Origin of the sequence: Pararobbsia alpina, assembly GCF_965118125.1 — a bacterium.
Lineage (GTDB): Bacteria > Pseudomonadota > Gammaproteobacteria > Burkholderiales > Burkholderiaceae > Pararobbsia > Pararobbsia alpina_A.
Genome location: NZ_OZ221287.1, coordinates 650,372 through 670,484, shown reverse-complemented (window position 1 = coordinate 670,484; position 20,113 = coordinate 650,372). Strand labels below are relative to the sequence as shown.

Sequence of the window (20,113 nt, the reverse complement as noted above, 5' to 3'; positions counted from 1 at the left end):
ACACGTCGGGCACGGATGCGTGCGGTGTCTCACTGCAGTGGCCTGGATTTGCGACTATGCTGAAAACGTTTCTACACAGCAGAGTCGAAATTGTAGATTCGGAAGCGGCGCAGGCGGGCGCGTCCGGGTCGACCTCTTGAATTCCGATCAACCCGCTCCATTTACGGTTTAACCGTGAATCGAGCAGCAGGAAAAGGAGCGTCGCCATGCAAATGATCTATAACAGCCCGAACTATTGTGTCGTCGAGTTTCCCGCGCAAGAAGACAACGTCGCACTGACCTCCGGCGGCTACGAGATCGTCGACAAGAATCTGCAGAAAGAGCTGTACATCGATGGCTTTATGGCGGCCCGTTTTCGCGAGCACGTCCAGAAGCTGATCGAAACGCAGCCGTCCCTCGATGAGGTCGACGAGTTCCTCGGTCAATTCGATAGCCTGATGCAGCAGCCGGTGGTGTTGCACTGAGGCGGGTACGCGTGAGTCGAACGTGATGTTGAGGCGCTGATAATCGGAGTACTTCGGCTACGCTAGCGCGTGCAGGTATCCGCGTCTGCTCGAAAAAAAGGCCCCGTTCCGCATGGCGGACGGGGCCTTCGCATTGGAAGAGCCGCCCGCTCCTGATGGCGCACGCATCCCTTTGGCTTTGTATCCAAATGTGAAGCCCCGTCACACCCGGTAAAATGCCGGTCTGCCCGGTTTGCGTGCTTTGCGCAAACGGCCGCCAGACCGCGTCAATGCGGGCTGCCCGGCGATTCAATCGATGGACCCGATGGAACGATCATGAGCGAAGCGATCTCATTACCGAAGGCCGCCACTGCGCGCCGCTATACGCGCGGTGCGCGGATGGCCGAGCTGCTCCCGCAGCGGATTCTGATCCTCGATGGCGCGATGGGGACGATGATCCAGCAATACAAGCTGGACGAAGCCGCGTATCGCGGTACGCGCTTCGCTGACCTGAATCGCGATATCAAGGGCAACAATGAATTGCTGTCGCTGACGCAGCCCCAGATCATTCGTGAAATTCACGAACAGTATCTGGCCGCCGGCGCGGACATCATTGAGACGAATACCTTCGGCGCGACGCGAGTCGCGCAAGCCGACTATCAGATGGAAGACCTCGCGGCCGAGATGAATCTCGAATCGGCACGTCTCGCGCGTGAGGCCTGCGACAAGTATTCGACACCCGACAAACCGCGTTTTGTCGCCGGCGCGATCGGACCGACGCCCAAGACCGCAAGCATTTCTCCCGACGTCAACGACCCGGGTGCCCGCAATACGAGCTTCGACGAATTGCGCGACTCGTACTACGAGCAAGCCAAGGCGCTGCTCGATGGCGGCGCCGATGTGTTTCTCGTCGAGACGATCTTCGACACGCTGAACGCGAAGGCCGCGCTGTTTGCACTCGATCAGTTGTTCGAGGACACCGGCGAGCTGCTGCCGATCATGATTTCGGGGACGGTGACGGACGCGTCGGGCCGGATTCTGTCGGGTCAGACCGTCGAGGCATTCTGGAACTCGCTGCGCCATGCGAAGCCGCTGACGTTCGGACTCAATTGCGCACTCGGTGCGGCATTGATGCGCCCGTACATCGCCGAGCTCGCGAAGCTCTGCGACTGCTATCTGTCGTGCTATCCGAACGCGGGCCTGCCCAACCCGATGAGCGACACCGGTTTCGACGAAACACCCGATATCACGTCGGGCCTGATTCACGAATTCGCGAGTTCCGGCCTCGTCAATATCGCGGGCGGCTGCTGCGGCACCACGCCTGCCCACATCGCCGAGATCGCAAAGAAGCTCGCCGATGTCCAACCTCGCCAGTGGCCACAACAATACCGGGACGTTGCATGACCCTCGACTCCAATCGCCCGAAGAATCCGACACGCCTCTCGGGGCTTGAGCCGTTCAATTTCGACGCCGAATCGCTCTTCATCAACGTCGGCGAACGCACCAACGTGACGGGTTCGAAGGCGTTCGCACGCATGATCCTGAACAGCCAGTTCGACGAGGCGCTGGCTGTCGCGCGCCAGCAGGTCGAGAACGGCGCGCAGATCATCGACATCAATATGGATGAAGCGATGCTCGATTCGAAAGCGGCGATGGTCCGCTTTCTGAATCTGATCGCTTCCGAGCCCGATATTGCGCGCGTGCCGATCATGATCGACTCCTCGAAGTGGGAAGTCATCGAAGCCGGGCTCAAATGCGTGCAGGGCAAGGCGATCGTCAATTCGATCTCGATGAAGGAAGGCGTCGAACCGTTCAAGCACCATGCGCGGCTGATCAAGCGGTACGGCGCCGCTGCAGTCGTGATGGCCTTCGACGAAAAGGGTCAGGCCGACACCTACGAGCGCAAGACCGAGATCTGCGCACGCAGCTACCGGATCCTCGTCGACGAGGTCGGCTTCCCGCCCGAAGACATCGTGTTCGATCCGAATATCTTTGCCATCGCGACCGGCATCGAGGAACACAACAACTACGCGGTTGACTTCATCAACGCGACGCGCTGGATCAAGGAAAATCTGCCCTTCGCGAAGGTCAGCGGCGGCGTGTCGAACGTATCGTTCTCGTTCCGCGGCAATGAGCCCGTGCGCGAGGCGATTCACACGGTGTTCCTCTATCACGCCGTGGCGGCGGGGATGGACATGGGCATCGTCAACGCGGGCCAGCTCGGCGTCTACGCAGACCTCGATGCAGACCTGCGCGAACGCGTCGAAGATGTCGTGCTCAACCGCGAAGTTCAAGGCGAACTCACGCCGACCGAGCGCCTGCTCGAGATCGCCGACAAGTTCAAGGGCGGCGCGGCCAAGCGCGAAGACAATCTTGAATGGCGCCAGAAGCCCGTCAACGAGCGTCTGGCACACGCGCTCGTCAGCGGCATCACGACGTTTATCGTCGACGATACCGAAGAGGCGCGGCAACAGTTCACGCGCCCGATCCAGGTGATCGAAGGGCCGCTGATGGACGGCATGAATATCGTCGGCGACCTGTTCGGCGCGGGCAAGATGTTCCTGCCCCAGGTCGTCAAGTCGGCGCGCGTGATGAAGCAGGCGGTGGCCCACCTGATTCCGTTTATCGAAGAAGAAAAGCGCCAGCTCGAAGCAGCCGGCGCCGACGTCCGATCGAAGGGCAAGATCGTCATCGCGACGGTCAAGGGCGACGTGCACGACATCGGCAAGAACATCGTGTCGGTCGTGCTCCAGTGCAATAACTTCGACGTCGTGAACATGGGCGTGATGGTGCCCTGCTCCGAGATTCTCGCGACGGCCAAGGCCGAAGGCGCCGACATCGTCGGCCTGTCGGGGCTGATCACGCCGAGTCTCGAGGAAATGGCCTACGTCGCATCGGAAATGCAACGCGACGAGCACTTCCGCGAACAGAATATTCCGCTGCTGATCGGCGGTGCGACGACCTCGCGCGTGCACACGGCCGTCAAGATCGCACCGAACTACGATGGTCCGGTGGTCTACGTGCCCGACGCCTCGCGTTCGGTGTCGGTCGCTTCAAGCCTGTTGTCCGATGAAGGCGCGGCGCGCTACGTCGAAGAGCTCAAGGCCGACTACGTCCGCATTCGCGAACAGCACGCGAATCGCAAAGCCGTGCCGATGGTCACCCTCGAGCAGGCTCGCGACAACAAGCACAAGATCGACTGGTCGGGCTATACGCCGGTCAAGCCGAAGTTCGTCGGCAGCCGCGTATTCGAAAACTTCGACCTCGCCGAACTCGCGCGCTTTATCGACTGGGGTCCGTTCTTCCAGACATGGGACCTCGCCGGCCCCTACCCTGCGATCCTCGATGACGAGATCGTCGGCGAATCGGCGCGCCAGGTCTTCGCTGACGGCAAGAAGATGCTCGAGCGCCTCATTCAGGGCCACTGGCTCAAGGCCAACGGCATCGTCGCGTTGCTGCCCGCCAATACGGTGAACGACGACGATATCGAGATCTATACCGACGATTCACGCACCAAGGTCGCGCTGACGTGGCGCAATCTGCGTCAGCAGACGGAGCGGCCGGTCGTGGACGGCGTGCGTCGCCCGAATCGCTGCCTCGCCGACTTTATTGCGCCGAAGGAATCGGGTGTCGCCGACTATATCGGCGTGTTCGCGGTAACCGCGGGGCTCGGTATCGAATCGAAGGAAGCACAGTTCCTCGCCGACCACGACGACTACAGCGCCATCATGCTCAAGGCACTCGCGGATCGGCTTGCCGAGGCATTCGCCGAGTGCATGCACGAGCGTGTACGTACGGACCTCTGGGGCTATGCGCCGAACGAGACGTTCTCGAACGAGGAACTGATCTCGGAGAAGTATCTGGGTATCCGGCCGGCCCCGGGGTATCCGGCGTGCCCGGATCACACCGTCAAGAAGCCGATGTTCGACGCGCTGCACTGTCACACGATTCATATGACTGTCACGGAATCGCTGGCGATGCTGCCGGCGGCGAGCGTGTCGGGTTTTTATCTCGCGCACCCGGACAGCACGTACTTCTCGGTCGGCAAGATCGGTCAGGACCAGCTTGAAGACTATGCGCGACGTGCCGATGTGTCGCTCGACAATGCCCGGCGCGCACTCTCGCCGAATCTCTAGGATGTAAGTGAATCCTTACCGGAATTCGCCGACGATTCGCCAAAGAAAAAGGCACGGCCCACTTCAGTGTGCCGTGCCTTTTTTGTTTTGCTTTCCAATCGCCTGCGAGATCTCACCGATCGTCCAACCGCCCGACGGTCTGGCAATGCATGGTCTGGCGCCGCATGTTCTGGTTTTGCGTCAGCCCTTGTTGCTCAGGCATGACGACATGAATGCCTTGCGATCGTCGCCCTTTTTCCCTGCAGCCTGCTTGTTGCAGTCCGTCATCTTCTGCTGCTGCGTCATCGGCGCGGAGGCCGCGACGGGTGCGCTCGACAGACACTGGCTCATGAACGCCTTGCGTTCATCGCCTTTCTTGCCGGCAGCCTGCTTATTGCAATCGGTCATCTTGTCGGTCTGGCTGCTCGCCAGACACGGCAGCGAAACGCTCAGTGCAAGCGTCGCGGCGACTACGGCTAGAGCTTGGCGCATCGTACCCTCCCAAGGGAAAAAGTCTGAACGGCCACCAAGCTTAGCCTGAATTAAATGTAAGGCGCCACCGCGCAGACCCTACCTTTTGACGTCAAACGCCCCAGAGAATATCGGCCTTGTCGCGCAACGAGGCACGCATCATGTCGAGAAACGGAAACGCGCGCTGCGCGAGACCGACCGGCATTTCATGGTGATGGTGATTGGGGTCTTCGCGGTGATGGAGCGCGTCGTGATGCGCTTCTGCATCCTTGTCGACGAGGATCGCGGCCTCGAGCTTTTCGATGGCGACAGGCAGTTCACCGTGGGTAATGACGCCGCGCTCGCCGAGATGCTTGCCGATAATCCCCAGCAAATACTGGGCAAGATTATCGAGCATGATGACTTCGGGTGCCGCGGTCGATTTGAACGTGATCAGCATGAAAACTCCTCGATATTGTTGTGGCATCACAGGTCGACGGGGCTGCATACGACGCGCTCGCGCATGCGTCGCATGTGAGTTTCCATCATAGCACCTGATAAACTCGCTTTTTCCGACGCCTGACGGGCTGACGCGCCGACCGGTTCGCCGCCAGATGCGGCTTGTCCGATTGTGCAGCACTTCCCAGTCCAGGCGCTGTCCAAGCTGCTTTGCCGAGCCTTTATGCTGCCCCAACAACGCCAAACGATCGAATCCATTCTTGCTGACGCCGCCGCGAAGCTGATCGCCGACGCCGGCCTCGAGACCCCGCCAGCACCGCCCTCGATCTCGCTCGACCGTCCGAAAGTCGCCGCACACGGCGACGCGGCGAGCAACCTAGCGATGCAGCTCGCCAAACCGCTGAAGATGAACCCGCGCGAACTCGCGCAAAAAATCGCCGATGTCGCGCAAGCCGATCCGCGTTCGGCGGGCCTGATCGACGCGATCGAAATCGCCGGTCCGGGCTTTATCAACCTGCGCGTGTCCGCGGGCTCGAAGCAGGCTGTCGTTGGTGACATCCTCGTGCAGGGCGCACGCTTCGGCTTTGCGCCGGACAACGCACCGCACGCCGGCGAGAAGGTCATGGTCGAGTTCGTGTCGGCCAACCCGACCGGCCCGCTTCACCTGGGCCATGCACGCCAGGCTGCGCTTGGCGACGCACTCGCGAAGCTGCTCGAAACCCAGCGCTGGAACGTGCACCGCGAGTTCTACTACAACGATGCCGGCGTGCAGATCGGCAATCTCGCCGCGTCGGTGCTCGCGCGCGCCGAGGGCAAGAAGCCCGGCGACGCCAACTGGCCCGAGGCTGCCTACAACGGCGAGTACATTGCGGACATCGCGCAGGACTATCTGAACCGCGAAACGGTATCCGCCAAGGATGGCGAGCCGGTCACGGCATCCGGCGACATCGCCGATCTCGACGCGATCCGCAAATTCGGCGTGGCCTATCTGCGCCACGAGCAGGATCTCGATCTTCAGGCGTTCGGCGTCGTGTTCGATTGCTACTACCTGGAATCGTCGCTCTACACGGAAGGCCGTGTCGAAGAAGCCGTCGAACGGCTGATCGCGTCGGGCAAGACCTATGAGCTCGATGGCGCGCTGTGGCTGCGCACGACCGACGACGGCGACGACAAGGATCGCGTGATGCGCAAGACCGACGGCACGTACACGTACTTCGTGCCCGACGTCGCCTATCACCTGACCAAGTGGCAACGCGGCTTCACGAAGGTGATCAATGTTCAGGGCACCGACCACCACGGCACGATCGCGCGTGTTCGCGCGGGCCTGCAAGGTCTGAACCTCGGCATTCCGAAGGGCTATCCCGACTACGTGCTTCACAAGATGGTCACGGTCATGCGCGACGGCAAGGAGGTCAAGATCTCCAAGCGCGCGGGCAGTTATGTGACGCTGCGCGACCTGATCGTCTGGTCGGGTGGCGGCGCGAACGCCGACGACGCGCACGCAAGCGACACGACGTTCGCGACGCCGGAGGTCATCCTGCGCGGCCGCGATGCCGTGCGCTTCTTCCTGATCTCGCGCAAAGCCGATACGGAATTCGTGTTCGACGTCGATCTCGCGCTCAAGCAGAACGACGAGAATCCCGTGTACTACGTGCAGTACGCGCATGCGCGCATCAGCTCGATTCTGAACACGTGGGTCGCGGAACACGGCGGCCACCTCGCAGCGTTGCCCAAGCTCGGTACCGCCGACTTCGCACCGCTCACGACCGAACGCGCGCAGTCGCTGCTCCAGCGCCTGGCCGAGTACCCGGAAATGCTCGCTCGCGCGGCGGACGAACTGGCTCCGCATGCCGTCGCGTTCTATCTGCGCGACCTCGCGAGCGAGTTCCACTCGTTCTATGCCGCGGACCGCGTGCTGGTCGACGATGCCGAGCTGCGCACCGCGCGTATCGCGCTGCTCGCGGCGACGCGCCAGGTGCTCGCCAACGGCCTCGCGACGATCGGCGTGAGCGCGCCGGAAAAAATGTAACAACGCGCGTCTATAATCGATCACCGTTTCCGGAATCCCTTTCGCGATGGCAACAAAACGTCGGACCAGTTCAAAACAAGGCGGTGCCCCTTCGAAGCAGGGCGGCGGCACTTTTGTCGGGATCGTGCTCGGCCTGATCGTCGGGCTCGCCATAGCGGTGATCGTCGCGCTCTATATCACGCGCTCGCCGACACCTTTTGTGGCCAAGCTCACCGGCGGCGGCGCAAGCGATGCATCGGCCGCATCGGATGTGGACCTCAATCGTTCGCTGCAAGGCAAGTCGCCGGGCCAGGCGATTCCGGGCGCGCAGCAACCCCAGCCGCAAGCGAACAACCCGGCGGCCGGCGGACAGAACCTCGAACCGCAGATCATCGAGGAACCGTCGTCGGCACCGCCCGCGCAGGCTCAGGGACCCAAGGTCGTGCCGGGCAGCAACGGCCCGACAGCTGAAGCTCCGGCCGCACCGCCCGCCTCGACGGCACCGGCGGCCAAGCCGGCGCAGAACGCCGCGAACCAACCGGGCGCTCAACCCGCACCGGGTGCGCAACCGGCACCTGGCGCGAATGACGCCAATTCGGGCTACCTGCTGCAAGTCGGCGCGTACAAGACCGAAGGCGATGCCGAACAGCAGCGTGCGCGCCTCGCGTTTCAGGGCTTCGAGTCGAAAGTCACGCGACGCGATGCCGCGGGGGTGACCTATTTCCGTGTGCGCGTGGGCCCGTTCACCAAGTTCGCCGATATGAACTCGGCGCGGCAACGCTTGGCCGACGCCGGCATCGATACGGTCGTCATCCGCTTCCAGAAGGATACGCAGCAATAAGCCCCTGCTCGCGATGCCCGGCAAACCGCGCGGCTGAACCAAATCCCGCGCGGTTCGTCTGACAGCGAATGTTTTCCCTTCTCCGAACATGATCTCAATGAACAAACTCTTCCGTACCCTGGTCGCCTCGCTCGCGCTTGGTGCTGCATTCGTGAGCGCGCCGTCGTTCGCGACGCCCGCTGCGCCGGTCAATGGCAAGGACTACAAGACGCTGCCCACGGCGCAGACCGTCGACGCACCCGCCGGCAAGATCGAAGTGACCGAGTTCTTCTGGTACGGCTGCCCGCACTGCAATGAGTTCGAGCCGTATCTCGAAACGTGGCTCAAGAAGCAAAATCCGGACGTCGTGTTCAAGCGCGTGCCGGTCGCCTTCCAGCCGCAGTTCGTGCCGCACCAGAAGCTGTATCACGCCGTCGTGGAACTCGGTGTCGAACCGCAGATGACGCCGAAGATCTTCAATGAAATCCATGTGCAGAAGGACTACCTGCTGACGCCGGACACGCAGGCCGATTTCCTCGCGAAGAACGGCGTGGACAAGCAGAAGTTCATGGCCGCGTACAACTCGTTTGCGAACGACAGCATGATCAAGCGTGACGAGCAGCTGATCTCGGCGTATCAGATCGACGGCGTGCCGACGATCGCCGTGCAGGGCAAGTACGAAACGGGCCCGGGGATCACCAACAGCCTCGACGGCACGCTTCAGGTGCTCGATTACCTGATCGCGCAAGTGCGCGCCAAGAAGATGTAATCGGCGCTGCATCACCCGGCTCATGCAACGCGGGCTCGTACGGCGCGGGCTGACCCGGTGATGCAAACGAAGGCGCCATGAAAACGATCCGCGGTTTCATTCGATGAACCGCGGATTTTTTATTGGGGAACGGAATCTGCGCTGTGGCTGTGGCTGTGGCTGTGGCTGTGGCTGTGGCTGTGGCTGTGGCTGTGGCTGTGGCTGTGGCTGTGGCTGTGGCTGTGGCTGTGGCTGTGGCTGTGGCTGTGGCTGTGGCTGTGGTCCAGCTTTCGGCCACGCTGAAGCGGACGTCGTTACCCGATTGCGCATTTATAGGATTCCCGTCACAGGACATCGTCAATGAAACCGACATCGGCACAGAAGGTGTGGATCACGGGCGCTTCGAGCGGAATCGGCCTCGCACTCGCCACGCAGTACGCCGAGCAAGGCGCGACGCTCGGCCTGGTCGCGCGGCGAGGTGACTTGCTGGAGGCGTTTCGCGCCAAGTATCCCGCCCTTGAGATCGCGCTCTATACGATCGACGTGCGTGACCACGCCGCACTGGCGGCTGCCGCACAGGACTTTATGGCGCATGTCGGATGCCCCGATATCGTGATCGCCAACGCAGGGATCAGCGCCGGTTCGGTCACGGGCCGAGGCGATCTCGAGGTGTTTCGCGAAATCATGGATATCAACTACCTGGCCATGACCGCGACGTTCGAGCCCTTTATCGCGCCGATGACCGCGAAGCGGCATGGCACGCTCGTCGGCGTGAGCAGCGTGGCGGGCGTCCGCGGGCTGCCGGGCGCCGGCGCGTACAGCGCGTCGAAGGCGGCGGCCACGCGTTATCTTGAAAGCCTGCGCGTCGAATTACGCGCGGCGGGGTTATCCGTCGTCACGATCGCGCCGGGCTATGTGCGCACGCCGATGACGGCGCGCAACGACTATCCGCGGCCCTTCATCATGGAAGCCGATGTCTTCGCACGCAAGGCCGTCCGTGCGATCGCCCGTGAACGGCGGCATGTCGTGATCCCATGGCAGATGGGGATCGTCTCGTCGCTGCTGCACGTGATGCCACGTTGGCTTTACGATTGGGCCTTCGAGCGCGCACCTCGCAAAAAACGTGCGGCAGACTGATACAGAAAGGACTTCACCATGATGTCATTCCGTCCCGACCCGGCTCGCATGGGTCGACATGACAACGAAACAACGCACCACCGCGGCGCGAGTGCCAATGCCGGCGCAAGTTTGGGTGCCCGCCAGATCGACGCCCAACACGGTGTCACGCGTCGATTTCAGCCAGCGCCGCTGCTCGCGGGTCTCGCCGTCATGGCCGGCGTCATCGCCGGATTGACTCCCGGTGCCGCATACGCGAAGGCATTAACGGTCTGCACCGAAGCGAGCCCCGACGGATTCGACGTCGTACAGTTCAACTCACTCGTGACGACCAATGCGTCGGCCGACGTGATCTTCAACGGCCTCGTCGCGCTCGATGAATCGAACGACAAGGTCGTGCCCGCACTCGCGGACAAATGGGACGTGAGCCCGGACGGCCTGCGCTATACGTTCCACCTGCGCGCGGGCGTGCAATTCCAGAAGACGGACTGGTTCACGCCGACTCGCCCCTTGAACGCCGACGACGTCGTCTTCACGTTCGCGCGGATGCTCGATGCGAACCAGCCCTGGCATAAGGTGAGCGGCCCAAGCGGCTTTCCGCACGCGCAGTCGATGAATCTGCCCAAGCTGATCAAGTCGATCGACAAAGTCGACGCGCAGACGGTGCGTTTTACGCTCAATGAACCCAACGCGACCTTCCTGCCCATTCTGACGATGGGCTTTGCATCGATTTATTCGGCCGAGTATGCGGACCAGTTGCTCAAGGCAAACCGGACGACCGATCTCAATGCGAAACCCATCGGTACCGGTCCGTTCATGTTGCGCAATTACCAGAAGGACGCGGTGATTCGCTATGACGTGAACCCGACGTATTGGGGCACGAAGCCGGCATTCGACAAGCTGATCTACGCGATCACGCCCGACACCGCGGTGCGGCTCCAGAAAATCAAGACCGGCGAATGCCAGATCGCGTTGTCACCGAAGCCGCAGGATGTGCTGGCTGCGAAAAGCGACAAGAAAGAGAAGGTCAGCGAGCGGCCCGCGTTCATGACGGCGTTCGTTGCCCTGAACACGCAGCACAAGCCGCTCGACAATCCCAAGGTCCGCGAAGCGATCAATATGGCGTTCGATCGCGATACCTACGTGAAGGCAGTGTTCAGCGGCACAGCGACGCCTGCGGTCAATCCGTATCCGGCAGGCACATGGAGTTATGCGCAGGACGTGAAGCCCTACGCACATGACATCGCCGCAGCAAAGAAGCTGCTTGCCGACGCGGGCTATCCGAACGGCTTTGCGACGACAATCTGGACGCGCCCGACCGGCAGCGTGTTGAATCCGGATCCGAAGCTCTCGGCCGAACTGCTGCAGGCCGACCTCGCGAAGATCGGCATTACGGCGCAGGTCAAGATCGTCGAATGGGGCGAGCTGATTCGCTCGGCCAAGCAAGGGCAGCACGATCTGCTGTTCATGGGATGGGCCGGCGACAACGGCGATCCGGATAACTTCCTCACGCCCCAGTTCAGTTGCGCGTCGGTGCAGTCGGGCATCAACTTCGCGCGGTATTGCGATGCGACGCTCGACAAGCTGATCGCCGACGGGCGCACGACGAACGACACGGCCAAGCGCACCGCCGACTACGAAAAGGCCCAGAAACAGATCCACGATCAGGCGCTCTGGATCCCGCTCGCTTACCCGACCGCCGCGGCCATTCTGAAGCCGGATGTTCAAGGCTTCACTGTGAGCCCGTTCGGTCGCCTGAACTTCGCGGGCGTGAAGCTCAACTAACGCCGCCGCCGCGGACCGACACGTTCACCGGGTCGGTCCGTCAACCCGGCGCTCAAGGCAGGGTGCTTCATCAAGCGAGATGCTGCGGTCATTGCGGGCGGCGCGATGGGGCAAAGCCCCCGTCGGATCGCTCACACAGACTAAGAGCGCCGACGCCCCACAGCTCAAGGCGCGAAGCGCAGCACACCGTCTTCGCCGCGCACGCGTCGCAGTTCACCGCCGTGCCACAGCACGTGCAGATGCGCGAGCGCCTCACCCATCGCAAACGTGATCTGGTGCGTGTCGAGCTTGCGCTTGAACATCATCGGCAGGATATCCGCAGCGCTTTGGGGTCGCACGGCGCACGCGTCGCGAACCTCCTGAAGGCGCGCGGCATGGTGATCCCGCAACTGGCCAAGACGTGTGTGCAATCCGCAGAACGGCTTGCCGTGCGAAGGCAGCACGAGTGTCTGCTCGGGCAAATCGTCGTAACGGCCCAGCGAATCGAGAAACCAGGCGAGCGGGTTCGCTTCGGGCTCGACGTCGAACACCGACACGTTCGTCGAGATTCTCGGCAGCACCATATCGCCTGAAATCAGGATCTCGCCCTGTGCGCTGTAAAGCGCGCAATGTTCGGACGAGTGCCCAAAGCCCGTGATCACACGCCAGTCGCGCTCGCCGATGCGAACGGTGTCGCCTTCGCGCAGGCGTCGATACGACTCGGGCATCTTCGGCACGAGCTTGCTGTAGTAGTCCTTGCGCGCCCGGATTTTCTCGATCGCGTCCTCATCATGCATCCCGTGCAGGATGAAATGCTTCGCCGCCGCTTCGCCACCGGCGCTCGAGCCGGACACGTCGCCGAGGCACAGCGTGCGGGCCGTCATGTATTCGCCCAGCGACATCCAGAGCCGCACGTCCCAGCGCTGCTTGTCACCGCCCGCGCTGATCCAGTGCGCGAGTCCGACGTGATCGGGGTGAAAGTGCGTGACGAGCACACGCAGCACCGGCAGGCCGTCGAGATGCTGGTCGAATATCTGTTCCCAATGCGCCTTGATCGACGGGTCGGTGATGCCGCAATCAATCACCGTCCAGCCGGCAACGCCATCGATTTCGTCGCGCAACAGCCAGAGATTGATGTGATCGAGCGCGAACGGAAGCGGCATCCGGATCCAGCGCACGCCGGGTGCGACCTCGACGACGTGGCCGGCTTCCGGCAGACGATCGCCCAATGGGTAGGTCAGTTGCTGTTCGAGTACGTTCATAAGCGCTTCATGAAGTGAAAAGGCAGTTTACGCGAACCGGCAAGGTTGACGATTACGTCAACCTCGATTGTAATCGTCCGAATGGCGACCTGCTGCCGAGGCAGCGGTCGTGTCGTCCGATTCCGTTTTCCGGTCTTTCGCCATGAGCGCCCGCTACACGATTACTGAACTTGCGCGCGAATTCGACATTACGCCGCGCGCGATCCGATTCTATGAAGATCAAGGCCTGCTGGCGCCACAACGCGAGGGAGCGGGCGGTCAGCGACGCGTCTACTCGGGGCACGATCGCACGCGGCTGCGCCTGACCCTGCGCGGCAAGCGGCTGGGTTTCACGCTGACCGAAATCAAACGCCTGCTCGATCTTTACGAGTCGCCGACGGATACGGTGCCTCAGCTCAAGGCCTTCCTGGGCACAATCGCCGAGCATCGGCACGTGCTCGAGCGGCAACTCGAGGATCTGACCGCAACGCTCGAAGATCTCGCCCAATACGAGGCGCAATGCAAGGCGTTGCTTGAAGGCGCCACGCCGCACGATGCGGCTGACGCCGCGTAGCGCAATGCTGAACGGTGAAGTACCGGAGTTTTTGCCGTACGATCCGCACCTGCGCTTTCGCGTGCGCTTAGGTTCGCGCTCAGGTTCGCGCTACGCCCATGCGCCAAGCCGACGCTGTTGAGCGTGGGCCCTCTGGGGCCCGTACCGCTCGCGTCGCCTGACACACTCACGAGGAGCTTCATGACTGACCACGATTCCCACAGCCATCCGTTCTCGCTCGAGGAACTGTTCCGCAACAACGATGCATGGGTGACCCGCATGCTCGGCGACGACCCGGAGTTCTTTACCCGGCTCAAGGACCAGCAATCGCCCGCCTTTCTGTGGATCGGCTGCTCGGATTCGCGGGTGCCCGCGAACCAGATCATCGGCTTGCCGCCCGGCGAAGTCTTTGTCCATCGCAACATTGCCAATGTCGTGGTGCCGTCTGATCTGAACTGTCTGTCGGTGCTCCAGTTCGCGGTCGACATGCTCAAGGTCAAGCACATCATGGTGGTCGGGCACTACGGCTGCTCGGGCGTCGGCGCCGCTGTCTTCGGCAAGCGCGTCGGCCTCGCCGACAACTGGCTGCGACACGTGCACGACGTGCACAACAAACATCAGGCCCTGCTCGAAAACTGGCCGATCGGTGAAGCGCGCCATCGCCGTCTCGTGGAACTCAATGCGATCGAACAAGCGGCACATGTCTGCCACACGACCGTCGTGGAAGACGCATGGGCGCGCGGACAATCGCTGACCGTCCACGCATGGGCGTACGGCGTGCACGACGGCAAGCTGCGCGATCTCGGCATGACGGTCGATTCGGCCGAAACGCTCGAGCCGGTTTATCAGGCGTGCGTTGCATCGCTCGCCCCCGGCGGCAAGCGACTCAGCCACGTGCATCCGGACCGCGGCCCCGAAGTACCCGTGGTCTGATTAACGCGCCGTCCAAAGCAGTCATCTGGAACGGTCGGGCGACCCCTGCTCCGGTCCAGCGAATCAGGCGTGCGCACACAACGCGCATGCTTCCATCAGGCAAGCGAGCGTGCGCCTGAGCCCGATCGGCTCTCGACGCACCTCAGGAAAGCAACGGAGAGAGACAACCATGACCGATCCGATCGTTATCGTAGGCGCCGCGCGCACCCCCGTCGGCGGCTTTCAGGGCGAACTGTCGTCGCTGACGGCACCCGAGCTGGGTTCGGTCGCCATTGCGGCCGCGCTCGAACGCGCGGGCGTCTCGCCCGACTCGGTCGACGAGGTCGTCATGGGATGCGTGCTGCCGGCCGGCCAGGGCCAGGCGCCCGCGCGGCAGGCCGCGCTGGGCGCAAAGCTGCCGCTCTCGACAGGCTGCACGACGGTCAACAAGATGTGCGGCTCAGGCATGCGTGCGGCGATGTTCGCGCACGACATGCTCCTCGCAGGTTCCGTCGACGTGATGGTCGCCGGCGGCATGGAAAGCATGAGCAACGCGCCGTATCTGCTGCCGAAGGCGCGGAGTGGTATGCGCATGGGTCATGGGCAGGTGCTCGACCATATGTTTCTCGACGGACTCGAAGATGCCTACGACAAGGGTCGACTGATGGGCACGTTCGCGGAGACGTGCGCCGACGAGTTCAGCTTTACGCGCGAGGCACAGGATGCCTTCGCGGTCGAATCGCTCAGGCGCGCGAAGTCGGCCAATGAGAGCGGCGACTTTCACTGGGAAATGGCACCCGTGACCGTAACGACCAGGCAGGGCGAACGCCGCGTCGATCGCGACGAGCAGCCCTTCACCGCGCGCCCCGACAAGATTCCGACGCTCAAGCCCGCGTTTCGCAAGGACGGCACGGTGACGGCAGCGAACTCCTCGTCGATTTCGGACGGCGCGGCTGCCCTCGTGCTGATGCGCGAGTCGACCGCCGCGAAGCTCGGTCTGGAACCGCTCGCACGCATCGTCGGGCACAGCACCTTTGCGCAGGCCCCGGATCACTTCACGACGGCGCCGGTCGGTGCGATCGCCAAGCTGTTCGACAAAACGGGCTGGCGTGCAAACGATGTCGATCTGTACGAAATCAACGAAGCGTTCGCGGTCGTGACGATGGCTGCGATGCGCGAGCACGGCCTGCCGCACGAGCGCGTGAATGTGAATGGCGGAGCCTGCGCACTGGGTCATCCGATCGGTGCATCGGGTGCACGCATCATGGTCACGCTGCTCGGCGCATTACGTCATCGCGGCGGCAAACGCGGCGTCGCAAGTTTGTGTATCGGCGGCGGCGAAGCCACCGCCATTGCCATCGAGGTGATGTGAGCAAGAAGAATCCGCATTCAGCGAAAGGCGGTGCCGCGGCTGCGCAATCGACGTCGCCTTGTCCGTGCGGCGGCCGGGCGATCGACGCGAAGCACAAGCCAGCCGCAACCTATGACCAATGTTGTGCGCGGTTTATCGACCACGACGACATTCCGGCGACCGCCGAGCAATTGATGCGGTCCCGCTATACCGCCTATGTGCTCGAACGTTTCGACTACCTTCGGCAAACATGGGACGCCGCGACGTGTCCGCCCGACCTCGGAAGTGAACCGGGCCCGCAGTGGCTCGGGCTCGATGTGAAGCGATACGAGCCGGTCGATGCGACGCATGCAAAGGTCGAATTCGTTGCGCGGTACAAGGTCGGGGGCCGCGCGCACCGGATCCATGAAACCAGCCGCTTCATGCGCGCGGAAGACGGACGGTGGCGCTACGTCGACGGCGACGTTTCCGAGTCATGAAGGGCTGTCCTGCGTCGACGCTGATCACACGCGTGCATCGCGTCGCGTCGGTGCTACGGCAACGTGGATACACCGGAGTCACGAGGTTCACGAGGTGCCTGGCAGCCCTGATGCTGTCTTCAAGCGTGCTTTGCGCGGCGCCATCGATCGCGGCATCGCTGCCGGTTGTCGGTCCCGGCATGAACGAGTCCGTCGTGATGATTCCCGCGAATGGTTCGGGAAGCATCGAACTCGAGACCACGCTGTTCAAACCGGATGGGCCGGGCCCCTTCCCGCTCGTTGTGTTCAATCATGGCCGCGACGCAGGCGACCCTCACGCGCAACCGCGCAGCCGTCCCACTGCATTCGCTCGCGAATTCGTGCGGCGCGGCTACGCGGTCGCCGTGCCGAATCGTCGCGGGTTCGCGGGCTCGACCGGGATCTATGCGGACACGGGCTGCGATCTGGAAGCCGACGGGCTCGAACAAGCTCGCGACATCGCCGCGGCCATCGCGTGGCTGTCGCGCGAGCGGTTCGTCGACCCCACGCGCATCGTGATCGCGGGCGTCTCGCACGGCGGCTTCGCGAGTCTGGCGTATGGTGCACATACTGCATCCACCGCCACGACCTCGCCCGCCTCAGCCTCAGCCTCAGCCTCAGCCTCAGCCTCAGCCTCAGCCTCAGCCTCAGCCTCAGCCTCAGCCTCAGCCTCAGCCTCAGCCTCAGCCTCAGCCTCAGCCTTCAACGCCGACGCCGGCATCAACGCGTACCCGGAAGTGCGCGGCATCCTGAACTTCTCCGGCGGCCTGCGCAAGGATGAATGCACGCAGTGGCAACACGCGCTGACCGCTGCCTTTGCTGACTTCGGTGCGCGGTCTCGCATCCCTTCCCTCTGGTTTTACGGCAGCAACGACCGCGTGTTCGACACCGCGCTCGTCAGCACGCTCGAGCATGCGTACAGGTCGGCGGGCGGACAAGCGCATCTGATCGACTACGGCCCGTACAAGGACGACGCACACGGACTCGTCGGCGATCGGGACGCTGTGGCGATCTGGTGGCCTGCGACTGCGCGCTTTTTGAATGCGATCGGGCTCCCCACGGACGTCGTCTATCGCGTCGACGATGCGCGCAAACAACAGCCCGCTCCTCGACCCAGCGGCTTCGCTCAAGTCGACGCCGTCGATGCCGTGCCTTTCCTCGACGACACCGGTCGCATCGGCTATTTACGCTTTTTATCCGAGCCCAGGCCGCGTGTATTCGCGATTTCGCGGACCGGCCGCTGGGCGTGGGCCGCCGGAGGAGACGACCCGTTCGCCGAGGCTATCGACAATTGCTCGCAAAAATCCTCAATACCGTGCAACGCGTACGCTATCGACGACATTGTTGTGTGGCGCGTGAAATAAGTCTGTGTCGCACAAGCAGGCCGGTTTGAGGAATAATCGGGCACCTGCAGCCACGCAGCGCGGATCCGTCCGTTCTGCCAGCCCCTTTCGATCCGAGGAATGCGCGCGATGACACAATCTTCCGCCACACTCCAGCGTATCGCCGTCGAACACGATGGCGCGATTGCGACGGTGACACTCGCGCGCCCCGAGGTGCGCAATGCGTTCGACGATCTGACCATCGTCGAGCTGACCGGTGCATTCCGTGCTCTGTCCGACGACGCTCACGTGCGCGCGATTGTGTTGGCGGCACAGGGTCCGGCATTCTGCGCGGGCGCGGATCTCGGATACATGCAGCGCATGGCCCACTTTTCCGACGCGGAAAACCGCGCCGACGCATTGGGCCTGGCGACGATGCTCAATACGATCTACACGTGTGCGAAACCCGTGATCGCGCGTGTCCAGGGCGATGCGTACGCGGGAGGCATGGGCCTCGTCGCGGCAGCGGATATCGCGATCGCCGTGGACTCGGCGCAATTTTGCCTGTCGGAGGCGCGGCTTGGACTGCTGCCCGCAACGATCGCACCCTACGTGATCCGCGCGATCGGTGAGCGCGCCGCGCGCCGATACTTCGTGAGTGCCGAGCGCTTCGATGCGGCGGAAGCATTGCGACTGGGCCTCGTGCACGAACTCACCACGGCCGACGCGCTCGACGCTGTTGTCGAACGTGTCGCGAAGGCGATCGCGGGCAACGGGCCACAAGCGGTCATCGAATGCAAACGTCTGGTGGGCGATGTCGCCGGCCAGTCGATCGACAGTAAACTCATGCTCGATACAGCCGACCGTATCGCGAGAGTGCGAGGCTCCGAAGAGGGCCGCGCCGGCATCGGCAGTTTCTTACAAAAAAGCAGCCCGCCATGGGCCGAACGCTAAACACACGGGGTGTGCAGGTGAACCAGCGAATGGACATTTCCCCAGGCGCAGACTGGGTCGAACGAAGCAAGCGTGCGGTGTGGCATCCGTGCACGCAGATGAAGCATCACGAGACGTCGCCGTTGATTCCCATTGCACGCGGCTCGGGCCCCTGGCTTTACGATGCGAACGGCAAGCGCTATCTCGACGGCATCAGCTCGTGGTGGGTCAATCTTTTCGGACACGCGAACCCGACGATCAACGCTGCGATCAAGAGCCAGCTCGATACGCTCGAGCACGCGATGCTCGCGGGCTGCACGCATGAGCCGGTCATCGAGCTCAGTGAGCGCCTGTCCGCTTTGACCGGCGGTGTGCTCGGCCATGCGTTCTACGGTTCCGACGGTGCGTCGGCCGTCGAGATCGCGCTCAAGATGAGCTTTCACTACTGGCGCAACCACGGCAAGGACACCAAGCGCGAGTTCGTTTGTCTCCAGGGCAGCTATCACGGTGAAACGATCGGCGCACTTGGCGTCACCGACGTCGCGATCTTCCGCGACGCGTACGACCCGCTGATCCAGCGCGCACATACGGTAGCGGCCCCCGATTCGCGCGACGAGACATCGATTCGCTCGAGCGTCGCCGCGATGGCAGAACTGCTCGCAGCGCGCGCCGATTCGATCGCGGCCGTGATCCTCGAGCCGCTCGTGCAATGCGCCGGCGGCATGGTCATGCATCCGCCCGCGTATCTCGCGGCCGTGCGCAAGCTGTGCGACATGCACAACATCCATCTGATCGCCGATGAGATCGCCGTGGGATGCGGTCGCACCGGTACGTTCTTCGCGTGCGAGCAAGCCGGTATCTGGCCCGATCTGCTGTGTTTGTCGAAAGGCATCACCGGCGGGTATCTGCCGCTGTCGGTCGTGCTGTCGAGCGATGCCATCTTCGAGGCGTTCTACGACGACGACACGGCGCGTGCGTTCCTGCACTCGCATTCGTACACGGGCAATCCGCTGGCCTGCCGCGCGGCGCTCGCAACGCTCGATCTCTTCGAGCGCGATGATGTGCTGAACGCGAATCGCGAAAAATCCGCGCGCCTTGCCAAGGCGCTCGAACCGCTTGCCAAACATCCGGCGGCGCGCAATTTGCGCCAGTGCGGAACGATCTTCGCCTTCGACGCCGCGATCACGCGTCCCGAATCCAGGAAGACGTTCTCACGCCGCTTTTTTGAAACCGCCTTGCGTCACGAAATGCTGCTGCGTCCGATCGGCACCACGGTGTACCTGATGCCGTCGTACGTGCTCAGCAACGAAGACATCGATCTGCTCGGATGGCGCACGCGCGCCATTTTCGAACACGTGATGGCACTCGATCTGTAGTTGAA

18 protein-coding genes are annotated in these 20,113 nt (G+C 62.8%); 15 read left to right on the top strand and 3 right to left on the bottom strand.

Annotated features, from left to right (window positions below):
• Nucleotides 1-206: 206 nt before the first annotated feature.
• The 3 genes from ACMFWR_RS02760 to metH all read left to right on the top strand — a co-directional run bounded on the left by ACMFWR_RS02760 (nt 207) and on the right by metH (nt 4,579).
• Complete coding sequence (locus tag ACMFWR_RS02760) at nt 207-464, top strand: DUF3567 domain-containing protein (protein ID WP_413193515.1); 258 nt, start codon at nt 207-209, stop codon at nt 462-464.
• Nucleotides 465-779: 315 nt separating this feature from the next.
• Complete coding sequence (locus ACMFWR_RS02755; RefSeq protein WP_413193514.1) at nt 780-1,847, top strand: homocysteine S-methyltransferase family protein; 1,068 nt, start codon at nt 780-782, stop codon at nt 1,845-1,847.
• Nucleotides 1,844-4,579: a methionine synthase gene (gene metH / locus ACMFWR_RS02750; protein WP_413193513.1), complete on the top strand. Its 2,736-nt coding sequence runs from the start codon at nt 1,844-1,846 to the stop codon at nt 4,577-4,579. Before ACMFWR_RS02755 ends, metH begins: the two co-directional genes overlap by 4 nt.
• 180 nt (nt 4,580-4,759) lie before the next feature.
• Here metH and ACMFWR_RS02745 read toward each other — a convergent pair whose 3' ends face one another.
• On the bottom strand, nt 4,760-5,050 hold the full coding sequence (locus ACMFWR_RS02745) for a PsiF family protein (protein WP_413193512.1): 291 nt from the start codon (nt 5,048-5,050) through the stop codon (nt 4,760-4,762).
• A gap of 91 nt (nt 5,051-5,141) precedes the next feature.
• Entirely contained in the window at nt 5,142-5,468 is a 327-nt protein-coding gene (locus ACMFWR_RS02740; RefSeq protein WP_413193511.1) for a DUF1840 domain-containing protein, read from the bottom strand.
• A gap of 222 nt (nt 5,469-5,690) precedes the next feature.
• On the opposite strand from ACMFWR_RS02740, the gene argS reads away from it, so the two are divergent.
• The 5 genes from argS (at nt 5,691) to ACMFWR_RS02715 (ending at nt 11,944) form a co-directional block, all read left to right on the top strand.
• On the top strand, nt 5,691-7,496 hold the full coding sequence (gene argS, locus ACMFWR_RS02735) for an arginine--tRNA ligase (RefSeq protein ID WP_413193510.1): 1,806 nt from the start codon (nt 5,691-5,693) through the stop codon (nt 7,494-7,496).
• Nucleotides 7,497-7,542: 46 nt separating this feature from the next.
• Entirely contained in the window at nt 7,543-8,316 is a 774-nt protein-coding gene (locus ACMFWR_RS02730; protein WP_413193509.1) for an SPOR domain-containing protein, read from the top strand.
• A 97-nt stretch (nt 8,317-8,413) separates the two neighbouring features.
• Nucleotides 8,414-9,064, top strand: coding sequence for a thiol:disulfide interchange protein DsbA/DsbL (locus tag ACMFWR_RS02725; RefSeq protein WP_413193508.1), 651 nt, complete (start codon nt 8,414-8,416; stop codon nt 9,062-9,064).
• A 339-nt stretch (nt 9,065-9,403) separates the two neighbouring features.
• A complete protein-coding gene (locus ACMFWR_RS02720) occupies nt 9,404-10,180 on the top strand; it encodes an SDR family oxidoreductase (protein ID WP_413193507.1) in 777 nt (258 codons plus the stop codon).
• Between the two features lie 192 nt (nt 10,181-10,372).
• On the top strand, nt 10,373-11,944 hold the full coding sequence (locus tag ACMFWR_RS02715; RefSeq protein ID WP_413194753.1) for an ABC transporter substrate-binding protein: 1,572 nt from the start codon (nt 10,373-10,375) through the stop codon (nt 11,942-11,944).
• Nucleotides 11,945-12,108: 164 nt separating this feature from the next.
• On the opposite strand, the gene ACMFWR_RS02710 is transcribed toward ACMFWR_RS02715, so the two are convergent.
• Entirely contained in the window at nt 12,109-13,185 is a 1,077-nt protein-coding gene (locus ACMFWR_RS02710; protein WP_413193506.1) for an MBL fold metallo-hydrolase, read from the bottom strand.
• Between the two features lie 142 nt (nt 13,186-13,327).
• Between ACMFWR_RS02710 and ACMFWR_RS02705 the strand changes: the two genes are divergently transcribed.
• The 7 genes from ACMFWR_RS02705 to ACMFWR_RS02675 all read left to right on the top strand — a co-directional run bounded on the left by ACMFWR_RS02705 (nt 13,328) and on the right by ACMFWR_RS02675 (nt 20,108).
• Nucleotides 13,328-13,738: a MerR family transcriptional regulator gene (locus ACMFWR_RS02705; protein ID WP_413193505.1), complete on the top strand. Its 411-nt coding sequence runs from the start codon at nt 13,328-13,330 to the stop codon at nt 13,736-13,738.
• Nucleotides 13,739-13,918: 180 nt separating this feature from the next.
• Nucleotides 13,919-14,650, top strand: a complete 732-nt coding sequence (can, locus tag ACMFWR_RS02700; protein ID WP_413193504.1) for a carbonate dehydratase — start codon at nt 13,919-13,921, stop codon at nt 14,648-14,650.
• 169 nt (nt 14,651-14,819) lie between these two features.
• Nucleotides 14,820-16,001 (top strand): acetyl-CoA C-acetyltransferase, encoded by a 1,182-nt coding sequence (locus ACMFWR_RS02695; protein WP_413193503.1) that lies wholly within the window; start codon nt 14,820-14,822, stop codon nt 15,999-16,001.
• 80 nt (nt 16,002-16,081) lie between these two features.
• On the top strand, nt 16,082-16,459 hold the full coding sequence (locus tag ACMFWR_RS02690; RefSeq protein WP_413194752.1) for a YchJ family metal-binding protein: 378 nt from the start codon (nt 16,082-16,084) through the stop codon (nt 16,457-16,459).
• Nucleotides 16,460-16,569: 110 nt separating this feature from the next.
• Nucleotides 16,570-17,841: a dienelactone hydrolase family protein gene (locus ACMFWR_RS02685; RefSeq protein ID WP_413193502.1), complete on the top strand. Its 1,272-nt coding sequence runs from the start codon at nt 16,570-16,572 to the stop codon at nt 17,839-17,841.
• Nucleotides 17,842-17,949: 108 nt separating this feature from the next.
• Nucleotides 17,950-18,753, top strand: a complete 804-nt coding sequence (locus tag ACMFWR_RS02680; protein ID WP_413193501.1) for an enoyl-CoA hydratase/isomerase family protein — start codon at nt 17,950-17,952, stop codon at nt 18,751-18,753.
• A gap of 29 nt (nt 18,754-18,782) precedes the next feature.
• A complete protein-coding gene (locus ACMFWR_RS02675; RefSeq protein WP_413193500.1) occupies nt 18,783-20,108 on the top strand; it encodes an adenosylmethionine--8-amino-7-oxononanoate transaminase in 1,326 nt (441 codons plus the stop codon).
• Nucleotides 20,109-20,113 lie beyond the last annotated feature (5 nt).